Origin of the sequence: Vibrio sp. 10N.261.51.A4, from assembly GCF_041471945.1 — a bacterium.
Lineage (GTDB): Bacteria > Pseudomonadota > Gammaproteobacteria > Enterobacterales > Vibrionaceae > Vibrio > Vibrio crassostreae_C.
This window is the reverse complement of record NZ_JBFRPJ010000031.1, coordinates 13,104-38,135: the sequence shown is the minus strand read 5'-3', so window position 1 is coordinate 38,135 and position 25,032 is coordinate 13,104. Positions and strand designations below refer to the sequence as shown.

Below are 25,032 nucleotides of genomic sequence, written 5' to 3'. Positions count from 1 at the left end.
CCATGACTTCTTTAATGGACCGTATCTCAATCTCAGTAAAAGCAGTGGCTCAAGTGAGTGCACTGAGTAGTCTGTTGTTGGTTGGCTCAATGGTGTCTATCAGCGCTAATGCTGAAGATATCCTCACCAGTACGCCTGTGACTTATGCGCTAGCGACAGAGCTAACCAAAGGCACAGACATTACGACTGAATACCTACCACCAAAACGCTACGGTATTGATCGCTTGCCTAATTGGTTTGGCACTAAGGGCGCAAGTAAGGTGCTTAAGTCAGGAGAAAAAGCGACCGTTGCACTAACGCTGTCATCCATCTGGCAAGCTGATCCTACATTTGTATACGCAAGACAAGGCAACATCCGTTTGGTTGAGGTGGATGCTGCTCAAGCGATTACACCGCGTGCGCAAGGTGTCGCTGCGCTGACGTTATCAAATGGTGAAGTGTCTAAATATGCGTGGTTAAACCCAACCAATCTAACGCGTATGGCGGCAATTGTGGCTGATGACTTTAAGTTGTTGTGGCCGGCGCAAGCTGAGACCATTGATAGCAACCTACAACGCGTGATGCTTGATGTTCGTGAACTGATTAACAAGCAACAAGCGGTGTTATTGGATAACGACGTAGATTCAGTATTGTTGCTTTCAGAAAGTTTGGAAGATTTCGCTTCAGGTAGCCAACTGTTTGTTGAAGAGCGCATGTTCAAAGCAGAACTGGAATGGACAGAGCAAGACAAAGCGAAACTCAAAGCGATATTTTCAGAAGACGATGCACTCTGGTTAGTCACAGCGAAAAAGCCAACGACGTTGATTAAGTCACTGGTACCGAATGAGCGAATTCTTGTTGTTGATTCCGTAGACCGTTGGGGAAGAGCAGGGATTAACGCAAAAGCGCCATTTGCTCGCTGGGAAGTTGAGCCTTTCAAAGGCTAAGTGGCTAAAATAAGTTAGCTAATAAACCGCTCGTTCAACAAATGCGATCAAAAAAGCAGCCCAAATAGAGGCTGCTTTTTTTGTTCTTGTCCGTTGGCTCTGGTCAGAGTGCTGGGCAAGAGTACTGCGAGTTTAAAACTTACTCTGCAGCTTTTGTCTCTTTAGTTTCGATACCAGCTTCTTCCGATTCAACAGAAGCTTCAACTGTGCCTTCAGCTTGCTCTTGAGCGGCTTTCGCTTGCTCTTCAGCTTCCATTTTTGCGCGGTCAGCTTTAGAAATATAGCGAGGCTTGTTGCTACCATGCAGTTTAGACGTCGCCTGTTTCTGTCTTTTCTTTAGAATTTGATTGATTTTTTTCTTACGGTTCATTGCTGCATAGCCTTGTATTTAGTTTATGCGGTGGAGGATAATCATTTTAGATCTAGAACTCAATATTTACATGCTATCCAGCAAGGAAAATATCACTATGCAGGCAGTCGAAACCGCACGCTTACGATTAAGAATGATCGCACCTCAAGATGCGGCGTTTATTCAGCGATTATATAGCTCAGAAGATTTCTTACGTTACATCGGAGACAAGGAAATCACAGATACTGGCAAGGCTATTGAATACATCGAAAATAACATTCTTAAGATGTATAGAGAGAAGGGTGTGTGTTTACTGATGGTCGAGATTAAAGAGTCTTCAACGCCAATCGGTGTCTGTGGTTTGATTAAAAGAGACACACTAGAGGCGCATGATATTGGTTATGGTTTTGTACCTGAAGTCTATGGCCAAGGTTATGCAAAGGAAGCGGCACAAGCGATAATTGAACAGGCTCAACATAATGCTGATATCGATCATTTAGTTGCCATCACGACCTCTGATAATATTCGAAGCATCGCACTGCTGACTAAGTTGGGTTTTGTGTTTGAGCGAGTTGAAGAGGCGATCAATGAAAGCGTCAATCTCAACCTGTACGGTCTATCACTGAGTAATTAATCATGTTTCAACATAACAACATTCTGCAAGGTGAACTCGCAACCGAGTACAAAACTGTTATTGCTATGGTGCACATCTATTGCAAAGATCATCACGGTGCTGTTCGTTTGGACAACGCGTTATGTGAAGAGTGCGAGCAACTGTTGCGTTATGCTGAAACACGACTTGATCGCTGTCCTTATGGCGAGGCGAAGCCAACCTGCAATAAGTGTCCGATTCATTGCTATAAGCCTGATCCTAAAGAGCAGATGCGTTTAGTGATGCGATATGCTGGGCCAAGAATGCTACTCAAGCATCCGATTTTAGCGATACGACATTTGATACATGAGAAGCGTAAAGTGCCTGAGAAGCCATTGCCGAATGTGTCGAACCGCCATATCCGAATGAATAAGAAGTAACTGGCGTTTTAAAGTGGTTGCTGAAGGAACGAAAAAGGTCTGATTTCTCAGACCTTTTTGATGTAGATACGCTGCTATCTCAGCTTAAATGTAGCCAAATAGCCTATGCTGCTTGAGGCTCGTCGTAGGTCACTGTGAGGTTGTTGATCCAGCGTCGGCTCAAATATCGGTGCGAACATATAGCTAACTTCACCACTTCTTCTACCAACATCAAACCATAGATGTATTTGAAATCCCATCCAGCGACAAACGCACCGTAAACACATACTGGAATACCCACCATCCACATCGCGATGAAATCCATTCGCAGGCAAAAAGCGTTATCACCACCAGCGCGAATAATACCGTTAATGATCACCATGTTGAGCATACGAATGACTACTGCAAAACACATAATAGTCATTGCAGGTGCAGCGAGTGGGTACAATGCATCGGTAGAAAGGTTTAGCCATGATAGAACATGTTCTTTACCCATAAACAGTAGCAACCCAACGACCGCGCCAAAACCAACGACGGCTTTAATGAAGGTTAGACCCATGCTCATCGCGTCATCAAATTCATCACGGCCTAATGAATGGCCTAACAAAACAGAACACGCCACTGAGATACCAAAGAAGATCGAGTAACACAGCGATTCAAATGGTGCGAGCATCGAGAACACAGCAAGCTCAGTCGTGCCCATGTGACCGAAAATCATTTGATATGCCATGGTGCCCATTGCCCATAACACAGCATTCATCGTCAACGGCAAAGCAATGCGACGGTAAGACAACCACAATGACGGGCGATGTGGTGAACTCGGCGTCGTTAATAGCCAATGTTTACGCATACGCATGTAGCTATACATCAAGCCCACTTGAATCAATCGCGCTAAGGTTGTCGCCAATGCCGCACCTGCGACGCCCATTGCTGGAATGCCGAAAGCACCTTTAATAAGAACGAAGTTAAGCGCAATGTTGAGTGCGATGGTAACGCCACCTAATAACAGCGGAGTTACGGTGTCACCTGATGAGCGCATGCTTGCTTCTACCACGACAACAATGTGAGTCAGAAGTAGAACAGGGAAGCCATACCATAGGTAAGTCGCGCCAAGTTCAATCACGGTTTGATCGCTGGTTTGCAACATCATTAAAAACTGAGAACCAAGAGTGATGATTGCGGTAACAGGCAGCAGAACTTTTAAGCCAAATATCATCGCAATCGATGATACTGTTCGTGCGCTTTTTCGGTCATTCTTTCCCCAGTATTGAGCGACTAATGTACCGTTTGCTGAGGCCAACCCTGCCATAATCATAATAGCAACGAAGTGCCATTTTGACGCAATTCCCACAGCAGCAGCTGCTTCCATACCATAATCACTGACCATTAATACGTCAGCAAGGGCAAGAATAGCGACAAGCGCACTTTGCAAAGCAACAGGTAAACCAAGTTTAACGATACGAGGTAAGATGCTCTCTGGCTTGTTATTCATAGATGAGTTAGGGTTGATGTTAGTTGTCATAAGCTCTCCGATTTATGGCAGAACTATAGTGTTTTGAGCGAAGTAACAACATGTTTAAAAAACAACAAAACCTGTGCGAATCCGTCATTGAATCAATGAAGCCAAAATCCACTTGGCACGATGACGTTTTTCTTGCCGAACAGTGCAAAGAACGTTTTTTGACCGTTGAAGATATCCCAGAGATGAAAAGCTTTGGTGTCTATATGGGCGGCATGGCGAAGCTATATGATGGCTACTGGGTTGAGCGCGAATCCGTTAATGTTCATACGTTGATTTTCACTATGGAAGGTGGCGGCATTCTAACAACCGCAACATCGGTCCAAGCGATTACACCTTATACACTCGTGGTGCTTCCTGCTGAAACCCCATTTCGTTTTGAACTCGATCCTCAATATAATTATTGGAAAATGGCGTGGATGCTGACGCCTGACACCAAGCAATGGCAGCACATAGCAAGTTTAGGACAGGGGATTGTGCCTTTTGGAGAGTGTGAGCAGATCTGGTCATTAATGAACTTGGTTTACTTTGAGATAGGCGGTAGAGCCAGTTACCGTAAGTTACTCTTGAGTGAAATTATCCGAACATTGACGGGGTTTGAGCCTAAGTCGACCAGCACCACTGCACGTGTTCAAGCGCTCTATAACGAAATTGAAAGTAGTCTGCATCAGCCATGGACAGTGGCAGGGATGGCTGAAAGAGTGTTTATCAGTGAAGAGCAACTCAATAGAGTCACCAAGACGCTATTCAACCTCTCACCACGCAGTAAATTGATTCAATTACGCATGGACAAAGCCACCAGTCTACTGAAATATCAAGATTGGTCAGTTTCTATGATTGCTAATCGCTTAGGCTACAAAGATCCTTATAACTTTTCGCATCGTTTCAAAAAGCATTTCGGTTTATCACCCAGTCAATATCGAAAGAGCCATCGACTTCTTGGTTAGCCTTGCACGATGAAATGAGAAGTGTGGGAGAAGAAGGTTACATATAGGCATGAGTTGAAAAGGGCCCTTCGCTTAGACATAAAGTCTGAACTCGGAGCCCTAATGACACGCATCTAGTGTCTGTCTATTTAAGCTTACTCGCCTGCAATCTGTAGGTGAGAGCGCTTTAGGCTAGCAATCAACATGTAGATCGTTGTAGCAAGTAGAGACGCGAACAGGTAAGTGAACAATCCTGCTTGTGAATCCATAAAGCTGTCTGCAATGATTGGTCCCGCAACAGAACCGATGCTGTAGCAAAGTAGCATGATTTGAGTCACTGACACCAAGTAGCTTGGGTCAAGGTTACGGCAACCTAAGTTAATCGCGATTGGGTATAGCGCAAATGTGGCCATGCCTAATACGAACAAGCTCATGCCTAGTACGTAGAAATCGTGATTGATAGTCAGCACACCAATGCTTGCAACCCCTAGCAGGCAGAACAAAGCCATTAATAACACTTGTCCTACGTGGTGAGATAACCAAGTCACCATCGGCTGCACAGCCATACCACCCATGATAACCAAAGCCATCAAACCACCAATGTCTTCGTGTGCAATGTTACGTTGAGCAAGTTCAACTGGCATCAAGCCGTAAATCGCACCTAGCGTTAATCCGGAAACAATGCAGCCAATTAGCGCGCTGTGGCTTAATTTGCTGATCTGCTTTAAAGACAAAGATTGCGCATCGTGGATCTGTGGTGGAGTTGCTTGTCCGTACATCAGCACAATGATCGCACCAAACAGAAGGGTGAACATTGCGATGAAAGGTACGCCACCAGTAATACCTAGGTAACCGATACCAAGCTGACCAACTGCAGAACCGCCGTACAGTGAACACATGTAGATAGCGAGACGTTTTGCGCGTTGTGACTCGTCGCCGCTCATTAGCCAAGACTCTACAATCACGAAGATACCTGCAACCGCCACACCAGCCACAAAGCGAGCTAGTAGCCATACTGCTTGGTGTGGGATCAATGGCAATACAAGGATCGTTGCGATGAACACACTCAATGCGATGACGAACGCGTCTTTGTGGCCAACACGCGCAATGGCACGTTCAATCAATAATGTACCAGCCAGTAGACCTGCATAGAATGCACTCGCCAACCAACTCGATAGATCTTTGTCTAAGCCATACTCAGACAGCATTAATGGTAATGAACTCATTAAGTAGCCTGAAGCGATCGCGTAAAAAGACAATGCAATAACAGGAACAGTTATGCGAGTTGTTGGTTGGATGTTGTCCAATGCAGGAGCCTCTGATAGTAAAAGAAACGATGAATTTTCCGCGACTATGGGGGAGAAACTGAATTGGGTAAAACAAATAAAAATGGTCGTTAAGATAAAAGAAATTTATCGACCAACTAAACTAAAATACGGTTGCGATATTTGGTGGTTTGGCGAGATTTTATGCGGGCAAAAAGTCGTTAAGCCGTTGTTCATTGGTGGTTTAATTTAGAAAAAGATTGCAGCGTGATTGTCTTTTTATGATTTGGATTGAGTGGGATTTTAAGTGTTAGACCGTTTCTTTACGGTATTGACGTGGCGAGTTACCACTCCACTTACGAAAGGCATGACGAAAGTTAGCGCTATCAGAAAAGCCAACTCGTTCAGATATCTCTTCAATACTCATTCGAGTTGAAGAAAGGTAGTGCCGGGAAAGGTGAAAGCGAACATGGTCCAGTATCTTCTGATAGCTCGTATTCGCTGCTTTCAGGTGACGACGCAGAGTTCGAGAAGACATGCCCAGTTCTGAAGAAATGGATTCTATAGAAGGGTAACATCCTGGCCTTTCAATCAGCATCTGAGAGACTTTCTCTTTGAGGCTACTGGGTGCACTGACTTTTGCCAACATGTCATCACACGATTTTAAGCACATCTGTAAAGTGATGGGGTTGGCGGTAGGAAGAGATGAATACAAGGTGGTTGCGTCGAACTCCCATTCAAGCTGGTCACTATTGAATTCAACCGGGCAGCGGAAAATCTCTGTGTATAGATCGCCGTATTCAGGTTTTGGATAGGGGAAGCGGATCACTTGAGAAGGAAAGGGCTGCTGTAAGACCTCTTCGCACAAACTGTGTATCGCCGCGAACCAGTATTCACAACAAAAGGGCAGTAAAGAATCGAGTTCGATAAGTTGCTCTGCGCGAAAGTAACCAATGTTGTCTTCTACAGACATGGTTTTCCTGAGGACAGGGCCAGCAAGTTGCAGATACTTAAACCCGATTAAAAAGGCATCGAGTAGTGTTTCGCTGCTAAACACCGCATAACCGAGCACGCCGAAATCGCTGAACCTCGCTTGTTGGCCAACTTTAAGCCCCAATCCGTCTTCGTTGGAATTCGCTAACGCATTACTGAACACAGCAAGCTTTTGCGCCAAAGTGATGTGTGTATCGGGTGTGTTGAGTTGGAGAGCATCGATGTTACTGCCTTCGAGCAACTCTTCGATACTGAGAACAGGCGACAGGTAACGATGCAGCAACTGAAGATCCAGAATGCCGAATGCTTGCATGTCGGGTTCGTAAACTGCGGTGTATTCCATAAGCTGCCTCTTGTTGAATATCGATATCTTAACCGAACTTTTAACATTTACGCCTGTTGCTTGTTCTCACTTTCGCAAGCTTGTTCCAAATTTTGGTTTATGTGTGCAAGGTTTTATTGGGCTTACACAGGTCGTGTCCGAATATCACCGGTTTTTGTCTTTTTGAAACCTGTTCGAAATGTTATCGAAATGTTGTAATTTATTGGGCTGCACATTGGAGCGTCTCAAACATTTTGCTCAATAACGACTCTTATCTACATGACACACCAATGTGCAGGCTCGTGATGACAAGAAAGAGACTTATTACAACGATTAGAACGTCTACGGTGACCGTCACAAACAGGTCTAAGCCGCACAAGGAGATCATGGATGCACAATCTTGCTGTTAATTTGGAGCGTAGCGCTTCGCTTTTTCCAACTAAAGCCGCTCTGCGTATGGGATCGGATGAAATCAGTTTTTCTCAGTTAGAACAACTTTCTGGAAACGTGGCTGCTAACTTGAAAAGACTTGGGTTGCAGAACGGAGATAAGGTAGCGTTGTCATGCCCGAACGTGACTTACTTTCCGATAGCCTATTACGGGATTCTAAAAGCGGGTTGTGTAGTCGTGCCTTTGAACGTGCTATTCAAGGCCAGAGAGATCGCTTATCACCTTAATGACTCTAACGCGAAGGCCTATTTATGTTTTGACGGCAGTGAAGAGCTTCCAATTGGTCGCTATGGTTTACAAGGTTTTGAGCAGGCAAACCACTGTGAACACTTTGTCGAGATGCCTATCCCAACAAACACAGACACTACTTTAGAAAGTAATGAGGAGCATGAATCAATCGCTGATTGGTTGGCACAACCTTTTACTCTTTTTGAGTCTGTGGCTTGTCATGGCGATGATACCGCTGTGATCCTTTATACCTCTGGCACGACGGGTCAACCAAAAGGGGCTGAGCTTTCCCACACCAACATGCAAACCAATGCGATGTCGTCACAGTATCTAATGAGATTGGAGTACAGCGACACCACAATGGCTACACTGCCTTTATTCCATAGCTTCGGTCAGACGGTGATGATGAACGCGAGTGTGCTAACAGGGTCCACCATGGTGTTGATTCCTCGTTTTGAACCGTCATTGGTTATTGAACAGATCATTAGCCATAAAGTCAGCGTGTTTGCGGGTGTTCCTACTATGTATATCGCGCTATTAAAGGCGGGAGAAGAGTCTTCTGATAGTTTAGAAAACACAAGCAAACGCTCTGAACAGGTTAAACACAGCTTGAGGTTAGGTGTTTCTGGCGGTGCTTCTATGCCGCTTGAGGTTATACGACAGTTTGAATCTCGTTTTGAATTACCAGTCTTAGAAGGTTATGGGCTCTCGGAAACGGCGCCGGTTGCGACCTTTAATCATATTGATGGCGATCGTTTATCGGGTAGTGTCGGTCAGCCTTTATGTGGCCACCTCATCAAGATTACTGATATACAAGGCAACTCTGTCGCTATGGGTGAACTCGGCGAAGTCTGTATTAAAAGCCCAAGTGTGATGAAAGGCTATTATCAAAGGCCAGAGGCGACAGCTGAATCTATTCGTGATGGTTGGTTCTTAACGGGAGATATCGGTCGCGTCGATGAGCATGGCAATTTGTTCATTGTTGACCGTGTTAAAGACATGATTATTCGTGGTGGGTACAACGTTTATCCACGTGAAGTCGAAGAAGTGTTGATGTGTCACCCCGATGTCGAAATGGTCGCGGTGGTAGGCGAGCATCATGAACATTTAGGCGAGGAGATCCACGCGCAGTGGTTCTTCACGAACATACGCAATGTGATAGTGCCGCCTTGATAGCATGGTGTCGTGAGCAACTCGCCGACTACAAATACCCGCGTAAGGTATTCATTCGTAAAGCCTTACCCATGACAGCAACCGGAAAAATCTTGAAGCGTGAGTTACACCCACTAGAAATAGCGGAGATGGGAAATGGATAGTTATGATTTTATTATTGTTGGCGGTGGTTCAGCTGGGTGTGTGATGGCTTCTCGGCTGTCGGAAGATCCTGATGTGACGGTTTGCTTGTTAGAAGCGGGTGGTAAAGACACCAGCCCATTCATTCACACACCCGTTGGCGTGGTGGCGATGATGCCAACCAAACTCAATAATTGGGCATTCGAAACGGTTGAACAGCCGGGTTTGAACGGTCGTAAAGGCTATCAGCCTAGAGGTAAGACACTTGGCGGTTCTAGCTCTATCAATGCCATGATGTACGCTCGTGGACATCGCTATGACTACGATAGATGGGAAAGCTTGGGCAATGCTGGCTGGAACTATGAATCCTGTTTGCCTTACTTTAAGAAAGCAGAAAACAACGAAGTCCACCAAGATGAGTTCCATGGCCAAGGTGGTCCTCTTAATGTGGCCAATCTTAGATCGCCAAGCCCTATGTTGGAACGTTATTTAACGGCGTGTGAATCGATAGGTGTACCTCGCAATGAGGATATTAACGGCGCTGCTCAGTTTGGGGCGATGCCGACGCAGGTAACACAGCTGAATGGTGAACGATGCAGTGCTGCCAAGGCTTACTTAACGCCAAACCTTTCACGATCGAATCTCACGGTCGTGACTAAAGCCACCACACATAAGGTTTTGTTTGAAGGCAAGAAGGCGATTGGTGTTGAATATGGTTCTAGCGGAAAGCGTTATCAGATACGATGCAATAAAGAAGTGATTCTTTCCGCTGGCGCGTTTGGTTCTCCCCAATTGCTGTTACTGTCTGGTGTCGGTGCTCAAACTGAACTAGAGACACATGGAATCGAACAGGTTCATGAATTACCTGGAGTGGGCAAGAACCTTCAAGATCATATCGACTTAGTACATTCGTATAAATGCAGTGAAAAGCGTGAAACTTTTGGTATCTCGCTGCAAATGGCCTCTGAAATGACCAAAGCCTTACCACTATGGCACAAAGAACGCCGCGGTAAAATGAGCAGTAATTTTGCAGAGGGAATAGGCTTTCTCTGTTCCGAAGATCATATCGCTGTACCGGATTTAGAGTTTGTATTTGTGGTCGCTGTTGTAGATGACCATGCTAGAAAAATTCATACCAGTCATGGCTTTACATCTCATGTCACCTTATTGCGACCGAAGAGCTACGGCACCGTAACGCTCAATAGTAATGATCCCTATGATCCGCCTAAGATCGATCCTGCGTTTTTCAGTCATCCTGAAGACATGGAGATCATGATTAAGGGCTGGAAGAAGCAGTATCAAATGTTAGAGAGTTCCGCGTTTGATGATATCCGAGGCAATGCTTTCTACCCTGTGGACGCCAGTGATGACAAGGCTATCGAGCAAGATATTCGCAATCGTGCAGACACTCAGTATCACCCGATCGGGACCTGTAAAATGGGACCTAGTAGCGATTCTTTAGCTGTGGTAGATAAAGATCTCAAAGTTTATGGATTGGATAATTTGAGAGTCATTGATGCTTCTGTGATGCCGACACTGATTGGGGCAAACACCAATGCACCAACCATTATGATTGCTGAGAAAGTCGCAGATCAAATCAAACAGCAATACGGGTTTGGCAAGCAAGAATCTAATATTCAAGCGAAAGGCGAAGCTGTAGTTTTATTCAAGAAGTTAAGTGATAACCATAAATAAAACAGTAGGCTAGATAGTCTTGATTTGGTAAGACTCTCTAACCTATTTTTGTGTGCTTACTTAGAATTAAGTAATGCTAAATCAATAGCTTAACCAATAGTATTACTTAGTTAGTGCTTGATTAAGCCACTGATCAAATTGACCTTTTGGCAGTGCACCGTTAATCGTATCAACACGTTGACCGTTCTTGAACACCATCACCGTTGGGATGCTTCTGATTTGATACATAGCCGCCAGTTGCTGTTGAGCTTCGGTATCAATTTTAACAAATCGAACATCGCCAGCGCGCTCTTTAGCGACATCGCTAAATACAGGTGCGAAACCTACACATGGGTTGCACCATGTCGCCCAAAAATCGACAACGACAGGCTGTGAACTGTTCAAAATTGATTGGAAATTCAGTGACGTACCTTCGATTGGTGCACCGTCTAGAAGTGCGTTTTTGCACTTACCACAAGTAGGGCTTTCTGAAATTCTTTCTGAAGGAACTCGGTTTACGCCACCGCAAGAAGGGCAACGTGTGTTGAATGTAGACATAACTTTCTCTTTTTATTGCGTCTCCGTGCCTAACGCGATTTACGAATCATGTACGGAACGCTTATACTGTTTAAAACAAGAATAAGATACTCAAATAAAAACAAACAATAAACAGGTAAATGATGACAAAATTTTACGCTGAAATTACGGGCTGGGGAAAGTGTCTGCCACCAGCCGTGCTATCCAATGATGATTTAAGCACTTTCATTGATACGTCTGACGAGTGGATTCGTACTCGAACTGGTATCGAAAATCGTCGTATCAGTCATGTAAATACCTCTGAGCTAGCGACCGTTGCTGCTCAACATGCAATGGCGTGTGCTGGTTTAACAGCCGAAGATATCGATCTTGTGATCGTAGCGACGTGCAGTCCAGACTCTCTTATTCCAAATACCGCGTCTAAAGTTCAACAGAACTTAGGCATCAAGAGCGCAGCAGCTTTTGACCTTAATGCAGCGTGTACAGGCTTTATCTACGGTGTTGAAACAGCAACTCGATTGATTCAAGCGGGCAACTACCGCAATGCGATCGTTGTGGGTGCAGAGCGTCTTTCATTCTTCATCGACTGGACCAAGCGTGATACTGCGGTTCTATTCGGTGATGGCGCTGGCGCTGTGGTTTTATCGCGTACTGAAGAACAAGTGGGTTTACAAGAAGCTCAAATCGGTTGTGACGCAGAGGGCCGTGACATTCTAGCAGTACCAAAATTCGGTACGTCTATGGACCGCTTTGCTGCTGATAACGGTTACTGGGATTTTGATTTCGTTGGTAAAGAGATCTTCAAGCGTGCAGTGAAAGGAATGGGCGCTGCAGCACATACAGTATTGAGTCGCACTGGCATCTCAACTGAAAACATCGATGTTGTGATTCCGCACCAAGCGAACATCCGAATTATTCAAACTCTGTGTGATATGGCGGGCATTGAACGTGAGAAAGCGTTTGTGAACATTCAAAACTATGGCAACACGTCGGCTGCGACTGTGCCAATTGCATTGTGTGAATCGTTAGAGCAAGGCTTTGTTAAACCGAACTCAAACATCCTTGTGGCGGCATTCGGTGCCGGTTTAACTTGGGGGGCAGGCCATATTAAGTGGGGTAGCCGTGTTGATCCGTTAGGTCAATCGGACGCTAAGCTTCCAGAAGCAGATAGCTCGGCATTAGAACTTCTAGAGAGAGCCATTTTACACTGTAAAACGCGTCCTAATTCTGAGAATGAGTAGCAGCATGGCGCAAGTTCGTTTTATGACAGAAGCCGACCTCGATGGAGCGGCTTTAGTTCACCAAGCTACTTTTGTTCGACAGCAAAACTCAAAAAATTGGTTACAATGTAACTTAAATGCTGCGCCACGCTTTCTTAACTTTGTTGCTGAAAGCGATGGCGAGATTGTCGGCTACATTATTTGGGTTCAAAAGAGTGGGTTTAGGCCTGAAGCTGTTTTGGAGCTAGAACAACTTGCTGTGTTACCGAGTGCTCAGGGGCAAGGATTGGGCAAAAAGCTGATTCTAGACTCTTTGCCTCAAGTGAAGCAGAAGCTATCAGAGCAGGGCTCGACACTAAAACATGTATTAGTGACCACCAGAGCAGATAACTTTGCACAAAAGCTCTATCAGTCGACATTGGGCGCTCAAGTCGAAACCACGATTTCAAACTTTTACTCAGCCGATGAAGTGCTTATGATAGCTCGCAATGTAGGTGAACGAATCTGATCGCTGAGTTCTTAGAACCATTATTATCAGCGGCATAACTCGATTAACGTTTTATTAGGGGCTTCTGTGGCCCTTTTGTTATTTCTTAGGAAGTATTTTGAAGAAAGTTTTAGCAATTGGCTACGTTTGGCCAGAACCGAATTCATCGGCGGCTGGCAGCCATATGATGTCTCTTTTACGTCTATTTAAGAGACAAGGTTGGTCAGTTGAATTTGCAACACCCGCTCAAGAAACCGAGCACATGATTGATCTCTCTGAAGAGGGCATCACAAGCCAATCTATACAGTTAAATTGCGATAGCTTTGACGATTACATTGAAGAGCTGCAGCCCGATGTTGTGATGTTTGACCGTTTTATGATGGAAGAACAGTTTGGTTGGCGTGTCGAGAAAGTATGCCCGAATGCCTTTAAGTTACTGGATACGGAAGACTTACAGTTTCTGCGTAATGCTCGACACGAAGCGGTTAAGAAAGAAATAGATCTGACCAAAGCACACTTGTACAGTGACTTGGCTAAACGTGAAATTGCCGCGATCCTGCGCTGTGATCTTTCGTTGATCATTTCAAGTTACGAGATGGAACTGCTTCAATCTGAGTTCAATATCGATCCCAAACTGCTTCATCATCTGCCGTTCATGGTTGATCTTAATACGCTTCCTGAAAGCACGAAAAGCTTTGAAGAACGTAAGCATTTCATGACGATAGGTAATTTTAGACATGCGCCTAACTGGGATGCAGTGCTTCAGTTACAGAAGATTTGGCCGAAGATTCGTAAGCAGTTGCCTGATAGTGAACTTCATATTTACGGATCTTATCCGCCGCCGAAAGCAACCGCTTTGCATAATCCAAAAACCGGTTTCCATATCAAAGGTTGGGCTAAAGATGCTCAAGAAGTGATGGAAGATGCACGTGTTTGTGTTGCGCCATTACGTTTTGGCGCTGGCATTAAAGGCAAGTTACTTGATGCGATGAAGCTGCAAACTCCGAATGTAACCAGCGAGATCGGCAGTGAAGGCATGCTACCGCAAGGTGAACTGCAATGGCCGGGCGCAGTGTCAGATGATATTGATGAGTTTGTTGAACAAGCTGTCGCTCTTTATAAAGATGAAAAGAAATGGCTTAAAGCTCAAAGCCAATGTCATTCAATTCTTGAAGCGCACTATGAACAGAATCAACTGGGCGACAAATTGATCGAGCGACTGACTGCGCTAGGTTCTGAGCTTGATGCGCATCGACTGAATAATTTCTTTGGTTCAATGCTTAAGCACCATAGTATGGCGAGCACTAAGTACATGTCGCAATGGATTGCTGAGAAGAACAAGGTCAAATAGCTGTTCTTTACCAAAGACAGAATAAATCTTAAGCCCTTAGGTTAACACCTAGGGGCTTTTTTCATGCAGGGCGCTTGTTAATTCCAAACTTACAAAACGACACATACTCGCAGTACATTAGCATTGACTAATTTATATTTATTAGTAAACTCTAATTTATAGGTTGTTATGAGTTTATGATGTTTGTGGATAGGAGAGGTTTGTGCTTAGTTTGATTCCTTGGGATGCTTTTTTCGGCGGCATGTTGTTAGGCGTGTCGGCCATTGTTTTAATGTTGGGGATTGGTCGAGTTGCTGGCATTAGTGGCATTGTCAGCCGATTATTGCCAACTGGCACCAGCAACAAAGAACGTAAAGATGCGGATACAGCAAACACCGAAAAACACTGGCGTATCGCCTTTGTTGTGGGAATGGTCGCAAGTGGTTGGCTATTAATTCCGACGGGCTACCAACTTCCGCAGTTAGAAGAGATGAATCTCGCTTTAGTGATTATTGCTGGCCTTCTGGTGGGCTTTGGTACTAAAACAGCGAACGGTTGTACTAGCGGGCATGGCATTGTCGGAATGGCGCGTTTATCTAAACGTTCTATTGTTGCGACCTGTGTATTTATGGGTGTGGCAATCGTAACCGTGTTTATCAAGAATCTGACTGGCTTGGGGGCATAATGAAAAACGCTTCATTTACTATCGTTATCGGTTTGGTCGCAGGTATTCTTTTTGGCTCTGGCATGATCATCTCAGGGATGGTTGATCCTGAGAAGGTACTCGGCTTCTTAGACATTACCGGTAACTGGGACATTAGTTTGGCATTCGTCATGGGTGGCGCGCTATTGGTCTTTGCACCGTTTTATCATCTGGTCATTAAAAAGCGCGCTAAAGCCATCAATGGCGAGCCGTTAGATAGCCGTAACAATCCGTTGATAGACAGAAAGCTGATTCTTGGATCTACAGCGTTTGGCTTAGGCTGGGGGATTGCAGGCTTTTGCCCAGGCCCTGCGGTAACCAGCCTAAGTGGCGGCAACCCGACGGTGTGGGTGTTTATGATAAGCATGCTGGTGGGAATGTGGCTGGCGGATCGTATGAACAAAACGTGTTAGTAGCAAGCTTATAGCTGATTACATTGGCTTTGACGTTATCCGTTCTGAGCTGACCAAGCATAGAGGTTGACTCGCTTTCAGCACGAAAGTCAGTCAGCCTCTTTCTATATTTACTGTTTCTATTATTTTCAGTTATCTACAATCTGCTGTTATCTAAAATCTACTATTTAATAGTCGTTGAAACTGGACAGTGGTCGCTGAGTTTGTAGTCCAGAACATCTTGTGTTTCAAATACCTTCTGCTTTGCAGGAGAAGCATTTAGCGACTCACTCACCACAATATGATCAATAACAGAGCGGAACTGATGTGTGCGATAATTGTTGCGGTTAGAGCGTACCTTACAATCTGCACGGGTCTTTCGTGTCGCTAACTGCGCATCAGTATATTGTGATAACTCTTTCCACATCCAATCTCGTGAGTAAGCGAGGTTATGGTTAAAGTCGCCAAGAATGGCGTAGTCTTCGTTATTGCGCTCTCTTTGCTTTATCCACTTGTTCAGTTGCTGAGCTTGCTCTTTTAAACGAGAACAATCGCGGTTGGACTTATACGCTCCGCTACAACCTGCCTTTAAATGCACAGACAACATGTGAATGGGTTTAAAGTTTGTTTCTACAACGATATAGCTGGCAAACCTAAGTTTACTGTTGGATGTGGTTTCAAGCGGAAAGTCAGCGTAGTCGGTGAGGGCTACTCCTTTACGAACTGCAAATCCCGTGTATTGGTTCACTTCTTTAAATTGGCGGTTGCTGTTCTTAGATAGCGCCCGGTCAGACATCAATATCTTGTATTGATCACCAGCCACACGCTGAATGGCATTTACGTTATCGACTTCTTGAAACGCAACCACGTCTGCGTCTAAGGATTGAAAATAAGTTGCGAGTTTGTCGAAATCAGCTTGATCACGTTTGTCAGAAAACTTATTCACAGCCTCGTTGGTTGATAACCATTCGATATTCCAACTGGATATGGTCAAAGGTTCAGCAAATGTCTGGCTACTGAGTAAGCAGCCTAACATTATCCAGTTTTGAAGTCGTTTCATGCCAAATATCCCTAATTTTGTCTGCCAATATTGATGAGCCGTTATCCTACAACACTTACCAAAAATTCAACTCTTTTTAGGAGTTTTTTTATTGTTACATTGTTTCTTTTCGACTTGAGAACTAGCGTAATAATATTGAATTGATCTTAGTCAGCGTTCTCTTTTTATTGATCCAAATCAATACTCAAAGTTGGTGGTTCTCGTTAAATACGCCACAATATCTAGTGTTAGTTAAACGATAAATCGCTCTATATAGTGTGTTTGTGGATAAGTCTGTGAATACCTCAAGAGTAAGGAGAAGTGGTGAAATCAATCGTAATCAAGCGTGATGGCTCAAGAGCTCCATTCAGTAGAGATCGCATCCAAGCTGCAGTGGAAGCAGCATCAGACAAAGCCGATAAGGAAATTGCTATTTATGCACTGAATGTGGCATTAGCAGTTGAGTTGAAGCTCGAAGACTACGATGAAGTTCATATCTCTGAAATTCAAACCATGGTCGAGAACGAGCTAATGCAGGGACCATACAAGTCTCTGGCTCGTGCCTACATTGAATATCGTCATGACCGCGACATCGCCCGTGAGAAGCAAAGCGCTTTAACTCGTGAGATCGAAGGTTTGATCGAAGAAAGCAACGTTGATCTAATCAATGAAAACGCGAACAAAGATGGCAAAGTAATCCCAACTCAGCGTGACCTGCTGGCGGGTATCGTGGCTAAACACTATGCAAAAACTCACATTTTGCCACGTGATATCGTACATGCTCACGAATGTGGTGATATTCACTACCACGATCTAGACTACGCACCGTTCTTCCCAATGTTTAACTGCATGCTTATCGATCTGAAAGGCATGTTAACGCATGGCTTCAAGATGGGTAACGCGGAAATCGACACACCTAAGTCTATTTCTACGGCGACAGCGGTAACCGCGCAGATCATCGCGCAAGTGGCGAGTCACATCTACGGCGGCACAACGATTAACCGCATCGATGAGGTTCTTGAACCTTACGTTATGGCGAGCTACGAGAAGCACTTATCGCTAGCGAAAGAGTGGGACATTCATAGCCCAGAAGCTTTTGCTATCTCTCGCACAGAGAAAGAGTGTTACGACGCGTTCCAATCTCTGGAGTACGAAGTAAACACGCTGCACACCGCTAATGGTCAAACACCATTCGTGACGTTTGGTTTTGGTTTAGGTGAAAGCTGGGGCTCGAAATTGATTCAGCAATCAATCTTGAAAAACCGCATTGCAGGTTTGGGTAAGAACCGTAAAACAGCCGTGTTCCCTAAACTGGTATTTGCGATCAAAGATGGTTTGAACCACCAGAAGCAAGATCCAAACTACGACATCAAGCAATTAGCGCTAGAGTGTGCGTCTAAGCGTATGTACCCAGACATTCTTAACTACGACAAAGTAGTAGAAGTGACAGGGTCATTTAAAACGCCTATGGGTTGTCGTAGCTTCTTGAATACTTATGAAGAAAATGGTGAGTTGATTCACGAAGGCCGTAACAACTTAGGTGTTGTTAGCTTGAACTTGCCACGTATTGCGATTAACGCAAAACAAGATATGGCTAAGTTCTACGAACTGCTTGATGATAAACTCAAGCTGGCTCGTCGTGCATTAGAAACTCGTATTTCTCGTCTAGAAAACGTGAAAGCACGTGTTGCTCCAATCCTATACATGGAAGGTGCATGTGGCGTTCGCTTGAAAGCAGACGACTCTATTGCCGATATCTTCAAGAACGGCCGCGCGTCTGTTTCTCTTGGTTACATTGGTATCCACGAAGCGATGACAGCACTTTACGGTACTGACGTTCACCTGTACGACGATGGCGAAATGCGTGCTAAAGCGCTTGAGCTGGTGGAGTACATGAAGCGTGAAGTGGAATCTTGGACGAAAGAGACAGGTTACGCATTCAGCCTATACGGCACACCAAGTGAAAACCTATGTAGCCGTTTCTGCAGCATCGATACCAAAGAATTTGGTGTGATTGATGGTGTGACAGACCGTGGTTACTACACCAACAGCTTCCACTTAGATGTGCAGAAGACAGTGAACCCATACGACAAGATCGATTTCGAGATGCCTTATCCTGAAATTTCTAGCGGTGGTTTTATCTGTTACGGCGAATTCCCGAACATGCAGAAGAACATCGAAGCACTAGAAAACGTATGGGATTACAGCTACACACGTGTTCCTTACTACGGCACTAACACACCGATTGATGAGTGTTACGAATGTGGTTACAACGGTGAGTTCGACTGTACAAGTAAGGGCTTTACGTGTCCTAAATGTGGCAACCATGACTCAACCAAAGTATCGGTGACGCGCCGTGTTTGTGGTTACCTTGGTAGCCCAGATGCACGACCATTTAACTTCGGTAAGCAAGAAGAAGTTAAACGCCGAGTGAAGCATCTTTAGTAAGCTCTAAGATTATTAGCTAGCTTATTTAGAAGAGCTACGTTTCAAGAAATATGATTGGTATCGGCGTTATGTCGATACCAATTCTTTCGTTTCAGCTTTTACAACACATCTTCTCAAACTATTAAGTAATCACGAGTTTTCAATACTGCCTTATGAATTATCACCAATATCACCCAATCGACGTTGTAAATGGCCCTGGAACACGCTGCACTTTGTTTGTGTCGGGTTGTGTACACCAGTGTCGCGGGTGTTATAACCAATCGACGCAAAGGTTGGACTCTGGGCATTTGTTTACTCAAGAACTACAAGACCACATTATCGCTGATCTCAATGATCCGCGAATTAAGCGTCGTGGCTTGTCGCTTTCTGGTGGTGATCCTTTGCATCCTGCAAACGTGTCTGAAGTGCTTAAGCTTGTTCAGCGTGTAAAAGCAGAATGTGAAGGTAAAGACATCTGGATGTGGACTGGCTATGAGCTCGATGAGCTGGATGACAAACAGAAGCAAGTATTGGAATACGTTGATACCCTGATTGACGGTCGTTTCGAACAAGATAAAGCGGATCCAATGTTAGATTGGCGTGGTAGCTCAAACCAAATCATCCATCGGTTCCAGCTTTAGTGGACTAACGTAAATTTACGACATACTACACTAGTACAAATAGTTAGCCTCAGCCCTCTGCTGAGGCTTTTTTATTTTATGACGTAGTTAAATTTGTAAATTGATGGAATATTGAACTATCTGGAGTAGGGATTGCTAGGATGTACTGGATTCAACTAGAGTTATCTCCTAAAAATCAAAACTTTGATGAATTTCTGTTTCTTAAATTGTAAATAAAATGATAACTTGGAGGTCATTACTTGAATTTCAAAGGGTTGTGACTTTCATGTTTTCACATCTACCAAAACCAACTTTAGATCCAATTCTATCTCTTTCTGTTGCTTACCGCGGCGATACTCGTACTGATAAAGTCGACTTAGGCATTGGCGTTTACAAAAACGATCAAGGCGAAACTCCGATCATGAAAGCCGTTTCTATGGCTCAAGATATCGTTGTTGAAACGCAGAAAACCAAAGCTTACGTTGGCCTAGCAGGCTGTGAAGAGTTCAACCAGAGCATGGTTGATCTGCTGCTTAAAGGGACTTCTGCAATGGATCGCGTTGCTGCGATTCAAACACCGGGTGCAAGTGGTGCACTTCGCATGTTGGGTGACTTAATGAAAGTTTCTCAACCAGACACCACGGTTTGGATTTCAAACCCAAGCTACGTTAACCACAAACCGGTGATGGAAGCGGCAGGCTTAAAAGTTCGATATTACAATTACTTCAGTCCTGAAACGAAGCAAGTTGATACTGCAAGAATGTTGGATGACCTTTCAAAAGCGGGTCCATCAGACGTGGTACTACTGCACGGTTGCTGTCATAACCCAACGGGTGCGGATATCGACTTTGAGGCGTGGCAGGAAATTACCAAACTATCGCAGAAAAATGGCTTCTTGCCGTTCGTTGATATTGCTTACCAAGGCTTTGGTGATGGCTTAGAAGAAGACGCAAAAGGTCTTCAACACATGGCTAACAACGTCGAAGAGATGTTGATTACGACATCTTGCTCGAAGAACTTCGGTTTATACCGTGAAAGAACGGGTGCCGCTATCGTGATTGGCAAAAACAGCGAACACGTTGGCAATGCTAAAGGTAAGCTTCTAACGCTTGCTCGTTCAACTTACACAATGCCGCCAGATCATGGTGCAGCTTTGGTTAAAACAATTCTTCAGAATCAAGAGCTAACCTCGATTTGGAAGCAAGAATTGAGTGAAATGCAGCAACGTTTGTTGAATCTGCGCCAAAGTTTATGTGATGAATTGCGAAATACTTATAACACGTCACAATTTGACTTCATTGAAAGCCATAAAGGCATGTTTAGTGTACTAGGCTTTAAAGAAACTCAAATGAATCAATTACGTGAAGAATATGGAGTCTATGGTGTTGGTGATGGACGCATCAATATCGCAGGCCTTTCCGAATCTCATATTCCTTATGTAGCAAAAGCGATAGCAAACGTTTCAAAATAGAAGGTGACTGAATGTATAATTGGAAAGCGATTGTAGTTTTAATGCTAAGTGGTGGCCTGTTTGCTTGTTCGGCTACAACTCAAGCTCCTGTTGAGCCAGAGCAAAAGCCTCAAATCGAACAACCTGTTGTGGATGACTCTTCAAAAACTGACGCAACAGAAGGCGAGAAAGTAACGGAACCTACTGAGAAGCCTGAAGAAGTAAAACCAACTGAGCCGGAAGTAAAACCTGCACCTGTTGAAAAACCAGTAGAGAAGGTTAGAAAAACAAGTGACGGCAAACTGATTCTTGGTGAAGAAGAGTGGGTGTTTGTTCCTGGTTTAAAAGAAGCGTTTAAAGCACGTGTAGATACAGGTGCAACAACATCTTCAATCAGTGCGGTTGATATTGTTGATTTTGAACGTGACGGAAAAGACTGGGTTAAGTTCAAAATTGAACATGACGGCATCACAACGGAAGAGGTGAGCTTACCGGTAGAGCGTTGGGTTAAGATCAAGCAGTCGAGCGCGGAAGGCACACAACGACGTGCAGTGGTTGTCGCTTCAATTCAAATCGGTGACCTGAAAGACAAAACGGAGTTTACTCTAGCGGACCGAACGCATCTTTCTTTCCCACTTCTGTTGGGTAGAAGCTTCTTTAGAGATGTTGCGGTAGTAGATGTAAGCCAAAAATACGTTCAAAAGAAAATTACTAAATAACAATTCTACTCGTCATCAAAGCTTTTCGTTTTGAAGAGCTATCGTTTCAAAAGTGACGAGATTGAAAGACTTTTAGTGTTGATAAATGAAATCCCTGCCAGTTCTGCTGGTGGGGATTTTTCTATTTACACCCCAATAACGTATGAAAAGCATCTAAATGGTCTATGTTTACTATTCGTTTACTGTTTAGCCTCGACAACGTGATCGAGATCTCTATATAATCCGCGCTTCGATTTTTGTTTAATCCATACTTTCGTACTTCTTATTTAGGTTCTTGAAATAGCCTAATAATTATCTGTCAGTACACGCTTAGGAATTAGTTCTTTGATATCTACCGCGAACATCACAATGCAATTTGGCGCAGAGCCGCTGTTTGAAAACATCTCTGCTAAATTTGGTAACGGCAACCGTTATGGTTTGATCGGCGCCAATGGTTGCGGCAAATCAACGTTCATGAAAATCCTAAGTGGCGCATTAACGCCAAGCTCGGGCAACGTTTCTATCACTCCGGGAGAGAAACTGGGTGTGCTAAGCCAAGATCAGTTCGCTTTCGAACAGTACAGCGTTATCGACGTTGTGATCATGGGCGACAGAAAACTTTGGGAAGTAAAACAAGAACGTGACCGCATTTACTCTTTGCCAGAAATGAGCGAAGACGACGGCATGAAAGTCGCAGAACTTGAAAGTGAATTCGCGGAAATGGATGGCTACACAGCAGAAAGCCGTGCTGGCGACATCCTAATTCAAGCGGGTATTGAAGAAGAGTTCCATTTCGGCTTGATGCAGCAAGTAGCTCCAGGTTGGAAACTGCGTGTGCTATTGGCACAAGCTCTGTTTGCAAACCCAGATATCCTGCTTCTGGATGAACCAACCAACAACTTGGACATTCACACGATCAACTGGCTTGCTGAAGAGCTAAACCAGCGTAAATGTACAATGATCATCATTTCGCACGATAGACACTTCCTGAACTCTGTGTGTACACACATGGCAGACATCGACTACGGTGAGCTACGTGTCTACCCTGGTAACTACGAGTACTTCCTAGAAGCATCTGGCTTGATTCGTGAACAGCTTTTAGCAAGCAACGCTAAGAAAGCGGCTGAAATCAGCGAGCTTCAAGATTTCGTAAACCGTTTTGGTGCTAACGCATCTAAAGCAAAACAAGCAAGCTCTCGTGCCAAGAAAATGGATAAGATCACGCTTGATGAAGTGAAATCATCGAGCCGTATGAGCCCATCTATTGATTTTGGCGAAGGTAAGAAACTACACCGTCAAGCGCTTGAACTTCAAGACCTTGGTCACGGCTTCGATGGCGAAACATTGTTTGCCGGTGGTAACTTGCTGCTTGAAGCGGGTACTCGTCTTGCGGTTATCGGTGAGAACGGTGTAGGTAAAACCACGCTGCTACGTTGCCTAGTTCAAGAGCTAGAGCAAAACGAAGGTATCGTAAAATGGTCTGAAAACGCATCTGTAGGCTACTGCCCACAAGATAGTACGTCTGACTTTGATAACGACCTGAGCATCTTCGATTGGATCTCACAATGGCGCACAGTGAAGCACGATGACCTTATGGTACGTGGCATTCTAGGTCGCCTATTGTTTACTGCTGACGATGCGAACAAAAAAGCGCGTAACTGTTCTGGTGGTGAGAAGAACCGTCTGTTATTCGGCAAGCTAATGATGCAAGACATCAACGTGCTTGTAATGGACGAACCAACCAACCACATGGACATGGAAGCAATCCAAGCCCTGAACGACGCGTTGAAGGTTTACACTGGCACGCTTATCTTCGTAAGCCATGACCGAGAGTTCGTTTCTTCATTAGCAACACACATCATCGATGTAAAAGATCAACAGCTAGTGAGCTTCCAAGGTACTTATGAAGAGTACTTAGGTCACCAGAAAAAGATGCTGATGGTTAGCTTATAAAGCAAGTCGCTGGCTCAGGTCGTGAACGACTAAAAGCCAGCGAAACTAACAAACAAAAAAGCCCCGAACATTAATATGTTCGGGGCTTTTCTATGTAATACGTTTAGCTATTTATTACTCAGTAATTGAAATCTAGATTAGAATCCGAATCGAGCCGACATTAAGATTTGGTGGCCATATGTGCCGTTATTGCGCATATCAAGACCAACAGACAGTTGATCAGTTGAATGGAAACGAGCACCGATACCCAAAATTGAACGAGTGTCATCGTTGTCGATCAGTTGACCAAGGCGTGCGTTAACTTCAACGTTTGCCATTAACCAAGCTCTCAAGCCAAGGTTAATTTCTGTTTTGATGTGGTTATCGTCATTCCGTTCAATGTTGTGCAGTAACATTTGGCCAGTAACGTCAGCAAATTGACTGATTGGGCCGTTGAATCCCATACCTACCGCTGCATCCCAATCACTTTCAAATTCTGAATCGATACGAGCAACAAAATGAGAGTTCTGAGTGAACATTGTTGTGACTTCACCACCGAAAGTACTTGGGCTAGTACCCATGCGCAGCTCGAATGTGTTGTAGTTAAAGTTGTTTGCAGACGCAGAGAATGAACACAGTGCAGCGAGTCCTAAAAGGACAGTCTTATTCGTGCAACCTAGCATGGTGACTCCATATAAATTGTATTTTGCGGCAGTATAATACAAAAAAGCCTGCAATATGCAGGCCAATTATTTGAAGTCGGTATTTTTATATTAATCGCTTATAGAACCTGGATGTGGTCCACTTCGATTTCAGGTGTCTTACCACCTTCATATTCACCGAAGATACGAACTTTTGTATCAGCGGTCAGTGGTTGTGCTAGGCGGATATCATCATCAAGTTCGATTTGAATTTCACTCTGGCCATCAGAGAAGACAAACGTGTCATTCTTAAGTTGACGAACGATCTTGCCATCCACAATTGCTTCTTGCTCTGCGAACATGCTTGTGTCGGCAAGTAGTGTCGCAACAGAAACGGTTTCAATTGGGCCAGTATAAGCAATAGCGCTTTCGTGCTTGTTGCTGTTGTGGTCACTAGCCATTGCGAAAGTAGGAGCAAGGATAATAGTAGATGCGATAGCTAATACAGTTTTTTTCATGGTGAATCCCTTAATGTTGTTTTTAGTAGAAACGTTTTTCTGAATTTGAAACGTTTCTTTTCGTTAGTACGTTTTTTGTTGA

General features: G+C 44.3%; 24 protein-coding genes and 1 pseudogene. 17 read left to right on the top strand and 8 right to left on the bottom strand.

Translation table 11 applies throughout. The annotated features are described in order from the left end of the window. The first annotated feature begins 2 nt into the window (after window positions 1-2). A complete protein-coding gene (locus AB4384_RS07950; protein WP_102441254.1) occupies window positions 3-926 on the top strand; it encodes an ABC transporter substrate-binding protein in 924 nt (307 codons plus the stop codon). 139 nt (window positions 927-1,065) lie between these two features. Here the strand turns inward: AB4384_RS07950 and AB4384_RS07945 are convergent, their stop codons facing one another. Further along, entirely contained in the window at window positions 1,066-1,296 is a 231-nt protein-coding gene (locus AB4384_RS07945; protein ID WP_004731171.1) for a DUF2986 domain-containing protein, read from the bottom strand. Between the two features lie 97 nt (window positions 1,297-1,393). On the opposite strand from AB4384_RS07945, the gene AB4384_RS07940 reads away from it, so the two are divergent. Continuing rightward, window positions 1,394-1,909 carry a GNAT family N-acetyltransferase gene (locus AB4384_RS07940; protein ID WP_065607077.1) on the top strand — a complete coding sequence of 172 codons (516 nt, stop codon included), beginning with the start codon at window positions 1,394-1,396 and terminating at the stop codon, window positions 1,907-1,909. Window positions 1,910-1,911: 2 nt separating this feature from the next. Then, complete coding sequence (locus AB4384_RS07935; protein ID WP_017079273.1) at window positions 1,912-2,307, top strand: nitrous oxide-stimulated promoter family protein; 396 nt, start codon at window positions 1,912-1,914, stop codon at window positions 2,305-2,307. 103 nt (window positions 2,308-2,410) lie between these two features. On the opposite strand, the gene AB4384_RS07930 is transcribed toward AB4384_RS07935, so the two are convergent. Then, complete coding sequence (locus AB4384_RS07930; protein ID WP_017090392.1) at window positions 2,411-3,808, bottom strand: MATE family efflux transporter; 1,398 nt, start codon at window positions 3,806-3,808, stop codon at window positions 2,411-2,413. A 50-nt stretch (window positions 3,809-3,858) separates the two neighbouring features. Between AB4384_RS07930 and AB4384_RS07925 the strand changes: the two genes are divergently transcribed. Beyond that, window positions 3,859-4,752 carry a helix-turn-helix transcriptional regulator gene (locus tag AB4384_RS07925; protein WP_372106848.1) on the top strand — a complete coding sequence of 298 codons (894 nt, stop codon included), beginning with the start codon at window positions 3,859-3,861 and terminating at the stop codon, window positions 4,750-4,752. Window positions 4,753-4,886: 134 nt separating this feature from the next. Here AB4384_RS07925 and AB4384_RS07920 read toward each other — a convergent pair whose 3' ends face one another. After that, window positions 4,887-6,038: an MFS transporter gene (locus tag AB4384_RS07920; protein ID WP_102320790.1), complete on the bottom strand. Its 1,152-nt coding sequence runs from the start codon at window positions 6,036-6,038 to the stop codon at window positions 4,887-4,889. Here AB4384_RS07920 and AB4384_RS07915 point away from each other — a divergent pair. Next, entirely contained in the window at window positions 6,010-6,249 is a 240-nt protein-coding gene (locus AB4384_RS07915) for a hypothetical protein (protein ID WP_017060129.1), read from the top strand. The genes AB4384_RS07920 and AB4384_RS07915 overlap by 29 nt on opposite strands. A gap of 57 nt (window positions 6,250-6,306) precedes the next feature. Here AB4384_RS07915 and AB4384_RS07910 read toward each other — a convergent pair whose 3' ends face one another. Then, window positions 6,307-7,332, bottom strand: a complete 1,026-nt coding sequence (locus AB4384_RS07910) for an AraC family transcriptional regulator (protein ID WP_372129278.1) — start codon at window positions 7,330-7,332, stop codon at window positions 6,307-6,309. A gap of 369 nt (window positions 7,333-7,701) precedes the next feature. On the opposite strand from AB4384_RS07910, the pseudogene AB4384_RS07905 reads away from it, so the two are divergent. After that, window positions 7,702-9,305: pseudogene (locus tag AB4384_RS07905) on the top strand (long-chain-fatty-acid--CoA ligase). Continuing rightward, complete coding sequence (locus AB4384_RS07900) at window positions 9,298-10,977, top strand: GMC family oxidoreductase (RefSeq protein ID WP_017060126.1); 1,680 nt, start codon at window positions 9,298-9,300, stop codon at window positions 10,975-10,977. The pseudogene AB4384_RS07905 and the gene AB4384_RS07900 overlap by 8 nt, the downstream one beginning before the upstream one ends. A 102-nt stretch (window positions 10,978-11,079) precedes the next feature. Here AB4384_RS07900 and trxC read toward each other — a convergent pair whose 3' ends face one another. After that, window positions 11,080-11,514 carry a thioredoxin TrxC gene (gene trxC / locus AB4384_RS07895; protein ID WP_017060125.1) on the bottom strand — a complete coding sequence of 145 codons (435 nt, stop codon included), beginning with the start codon at window positions 11,512-11,514 and terminating at the stop codon, window positions 11,080-11,082. 122 nt (window positions 11,515-11,636) lie between these two features. On the opposite strand from trxC, the gene AB4384_RS07890 reads away from it, so the two are divergent. The 5 genes from AB4384_RS07890 to AB4384_RS07870 all read left to right on the top strand — a co-directional run bounded on the left by AB4384_RS07890 (window position 11,637) and on the right by AB4384_RS07870 (window position 15,646). Continuing rightward, on the top strand, window positions 11,637-12,734 hold the full coding sequence (locus AB4384_RS07890; protein ID WP_017060124.1) for a ketoacyl-ACP synthase III: 1,098 nt from the start codon (window positions 11,637-11,639) through the stop codon (window positions 12,732-12,734). A gap of 22 nt (window positions 12,735-12,756) precedes the next feature. Beyond that, window positions 12,757-13,221 (top strand): GNAT family N-acetyltransferase, encoded by a 465-nt coding sequence (locus tag AB4384_RS07885; protein WP_029235379.1) that lies wholly within the window; start codon window positions 12,757-12,759, stop codon window positions 13,219-13,221. A 97-nt stretch (window positions 13,222-13,318) separates the two neighbouring features. After that, window positions 13,319-14,551 carry a glycosyltransferase gene (locus AB4384_RS07880; protein ID WP_372129276.1) on the top strand — a complete coding sequence of 411 codons (1,233 nt, stop codon included), beginning with the start codon at window positions 13,319-13,321 and terminating at the stop codon, window positions 14,549-14,551. A gap of 202 nt (window positions 14,552-14,753) precedes the next feature. Continuing rightward, entirely contained in the window at window positions 14,754-15,215 is a 462-nt protein-coding gene (locus AB4384_RS07875; protein ID WP_010429747.1) for a YeeE/YedE family protein, read from the top strand. Continuing rightward, window positions 15,215-15,646, top strand: coding sequence for a YeeE/YedE family protein (locus AB4384_RS07870; protein WP_016787649.1), 432 nt, complete (start codon window positions 15,215-15,217; stop codon window positions 15,644-15,646). Before AB4384_RS07875 ends, AB4384_RS07870 begins: the two co-directional genes overlap by 1 nt. A 163-nt stretch (window positions 15,647-15,809) precedes the next feature. Here the strand turns inward: AB4384_RS07870 and AB4384_RS07865 are convergent, their stop codons facing one another. Next, window positions 15,810-16,685: an endonuclease/exonuclease/phosphatase family protein gene (locus AB4384_RS07865; protein WP_017064569.1), complete on the bottom strand. Its 876-nt coding sequence runs from the start codon at window positions 16,683-16,685 to the stop codon at window positions 15,810-15,812. A gap of 303 nt (window positions 16,686-16,988) precedes the next feature. Here AB4384_RS07865 and nrdD point away from each other — a divergent pair, with 303 nt between their 5' ends. The 5 genes from nrdD to AB4384_RS07840 all read left to right on the top strand — a co-directional run bounded on the left by nrdD (window position 16,989) and on the right by AB4384_RS07840 (window position 23,812). Continuing rightward, window positions 16,989-19,109, top strand: coding sequence for an anaerobic ribonucleoside-triphosphate reductase (gene nrdD / locus AB4384_RS07860; RefSeq protein ID WP_102394372.1), 2,121 nt, complete (start codon window positions 16,989-16,991; stop codon window positions 19,107-19,109). 155 nt (window positions 19,110-19,264) lie between these two features. Further along, entirely contained in the window at window positions 19,265-19,732 is a 468-nt protein-coding gene (gene nrdG, locus AB4384_RS07855) for an anaerobic ribonucleoside-triphosphate reductase-activating protein (RefSeq protein ID WP_136974584.1), read from the top strand. 265 nt (window positions 19,733-19,997) lie between these two features. Further along, window positions 19,998-21,182, top strand: a complete 1,185-nt coding sequence (locus AB4384_RS07850; RefSeq protein WP_017060118.1) for an amino acid aminotransferase — start codon at window positions 19,998-20,000, stop codon at window positions 21,180-21,182. A gap of 11 nt (window positions 21,183-21,193) precedes the next feature. Continuing rightward, window positions 21,194-21,880, top strand: coding sequence for a RimK/LysX family protein (locus AB4384_RS07845; RefSeq protein WP_372129274.1), 687 nt, complete (start codon window positions 21,194-21,196; stop codon window positions 21,878-21,880). 324 nt (window positions 21,881-22,204) lie between these two features. Further along, window positions 22,205-23,812 carry an ABC-F family ATPase gene (locus tag AB4384_RS07840; protein ID WP_102320795.1) on the top strand — a complete coding sequence of 536 codons (1,608 nt, stop codon included), beginning with the start codon at window positions 22,205-22,207 and terminating at the stop codon, window positions 23,810-23,812. A 137-nt stretch (window positions 23,813-23,949) separates the two neighbouring features. Here AB4384_RS07840 and AB4384_RS07835 read toward each other — a convergent pair whose 3' ends face one another. Together AB4384_RS07835 and AB4384_RS07830 are read right to left on the bottom strand one after the other, a co-directional pair. Next, entirely contained in the window at window positions 23,950-24,474 is a 525-nt protein-coding gene (locus AB4384_RS07835; RefSeq protein ID WP_017060115.1) for a hypothetical protein, read from the bottom strand. Between the two features lie 98 nt (window positions 24,475-24,572). Further along, window positions 24,573-24,950 carry a YgiW/YdeI family stress tolerance OB fold protein gene (locus AB4384_RS07830; RefSeq protein ID WP_048608277.1) on the bottom strand — a complete coding sequence of 126 codons (378 nt, stop codon included), beginning with the start codon at window positions 24,948-24,950 and terminating at the stop codon, window positions 24,573-24,575. Window positions 24,951-25,032 lie beyond the last annotated feature (82 nt).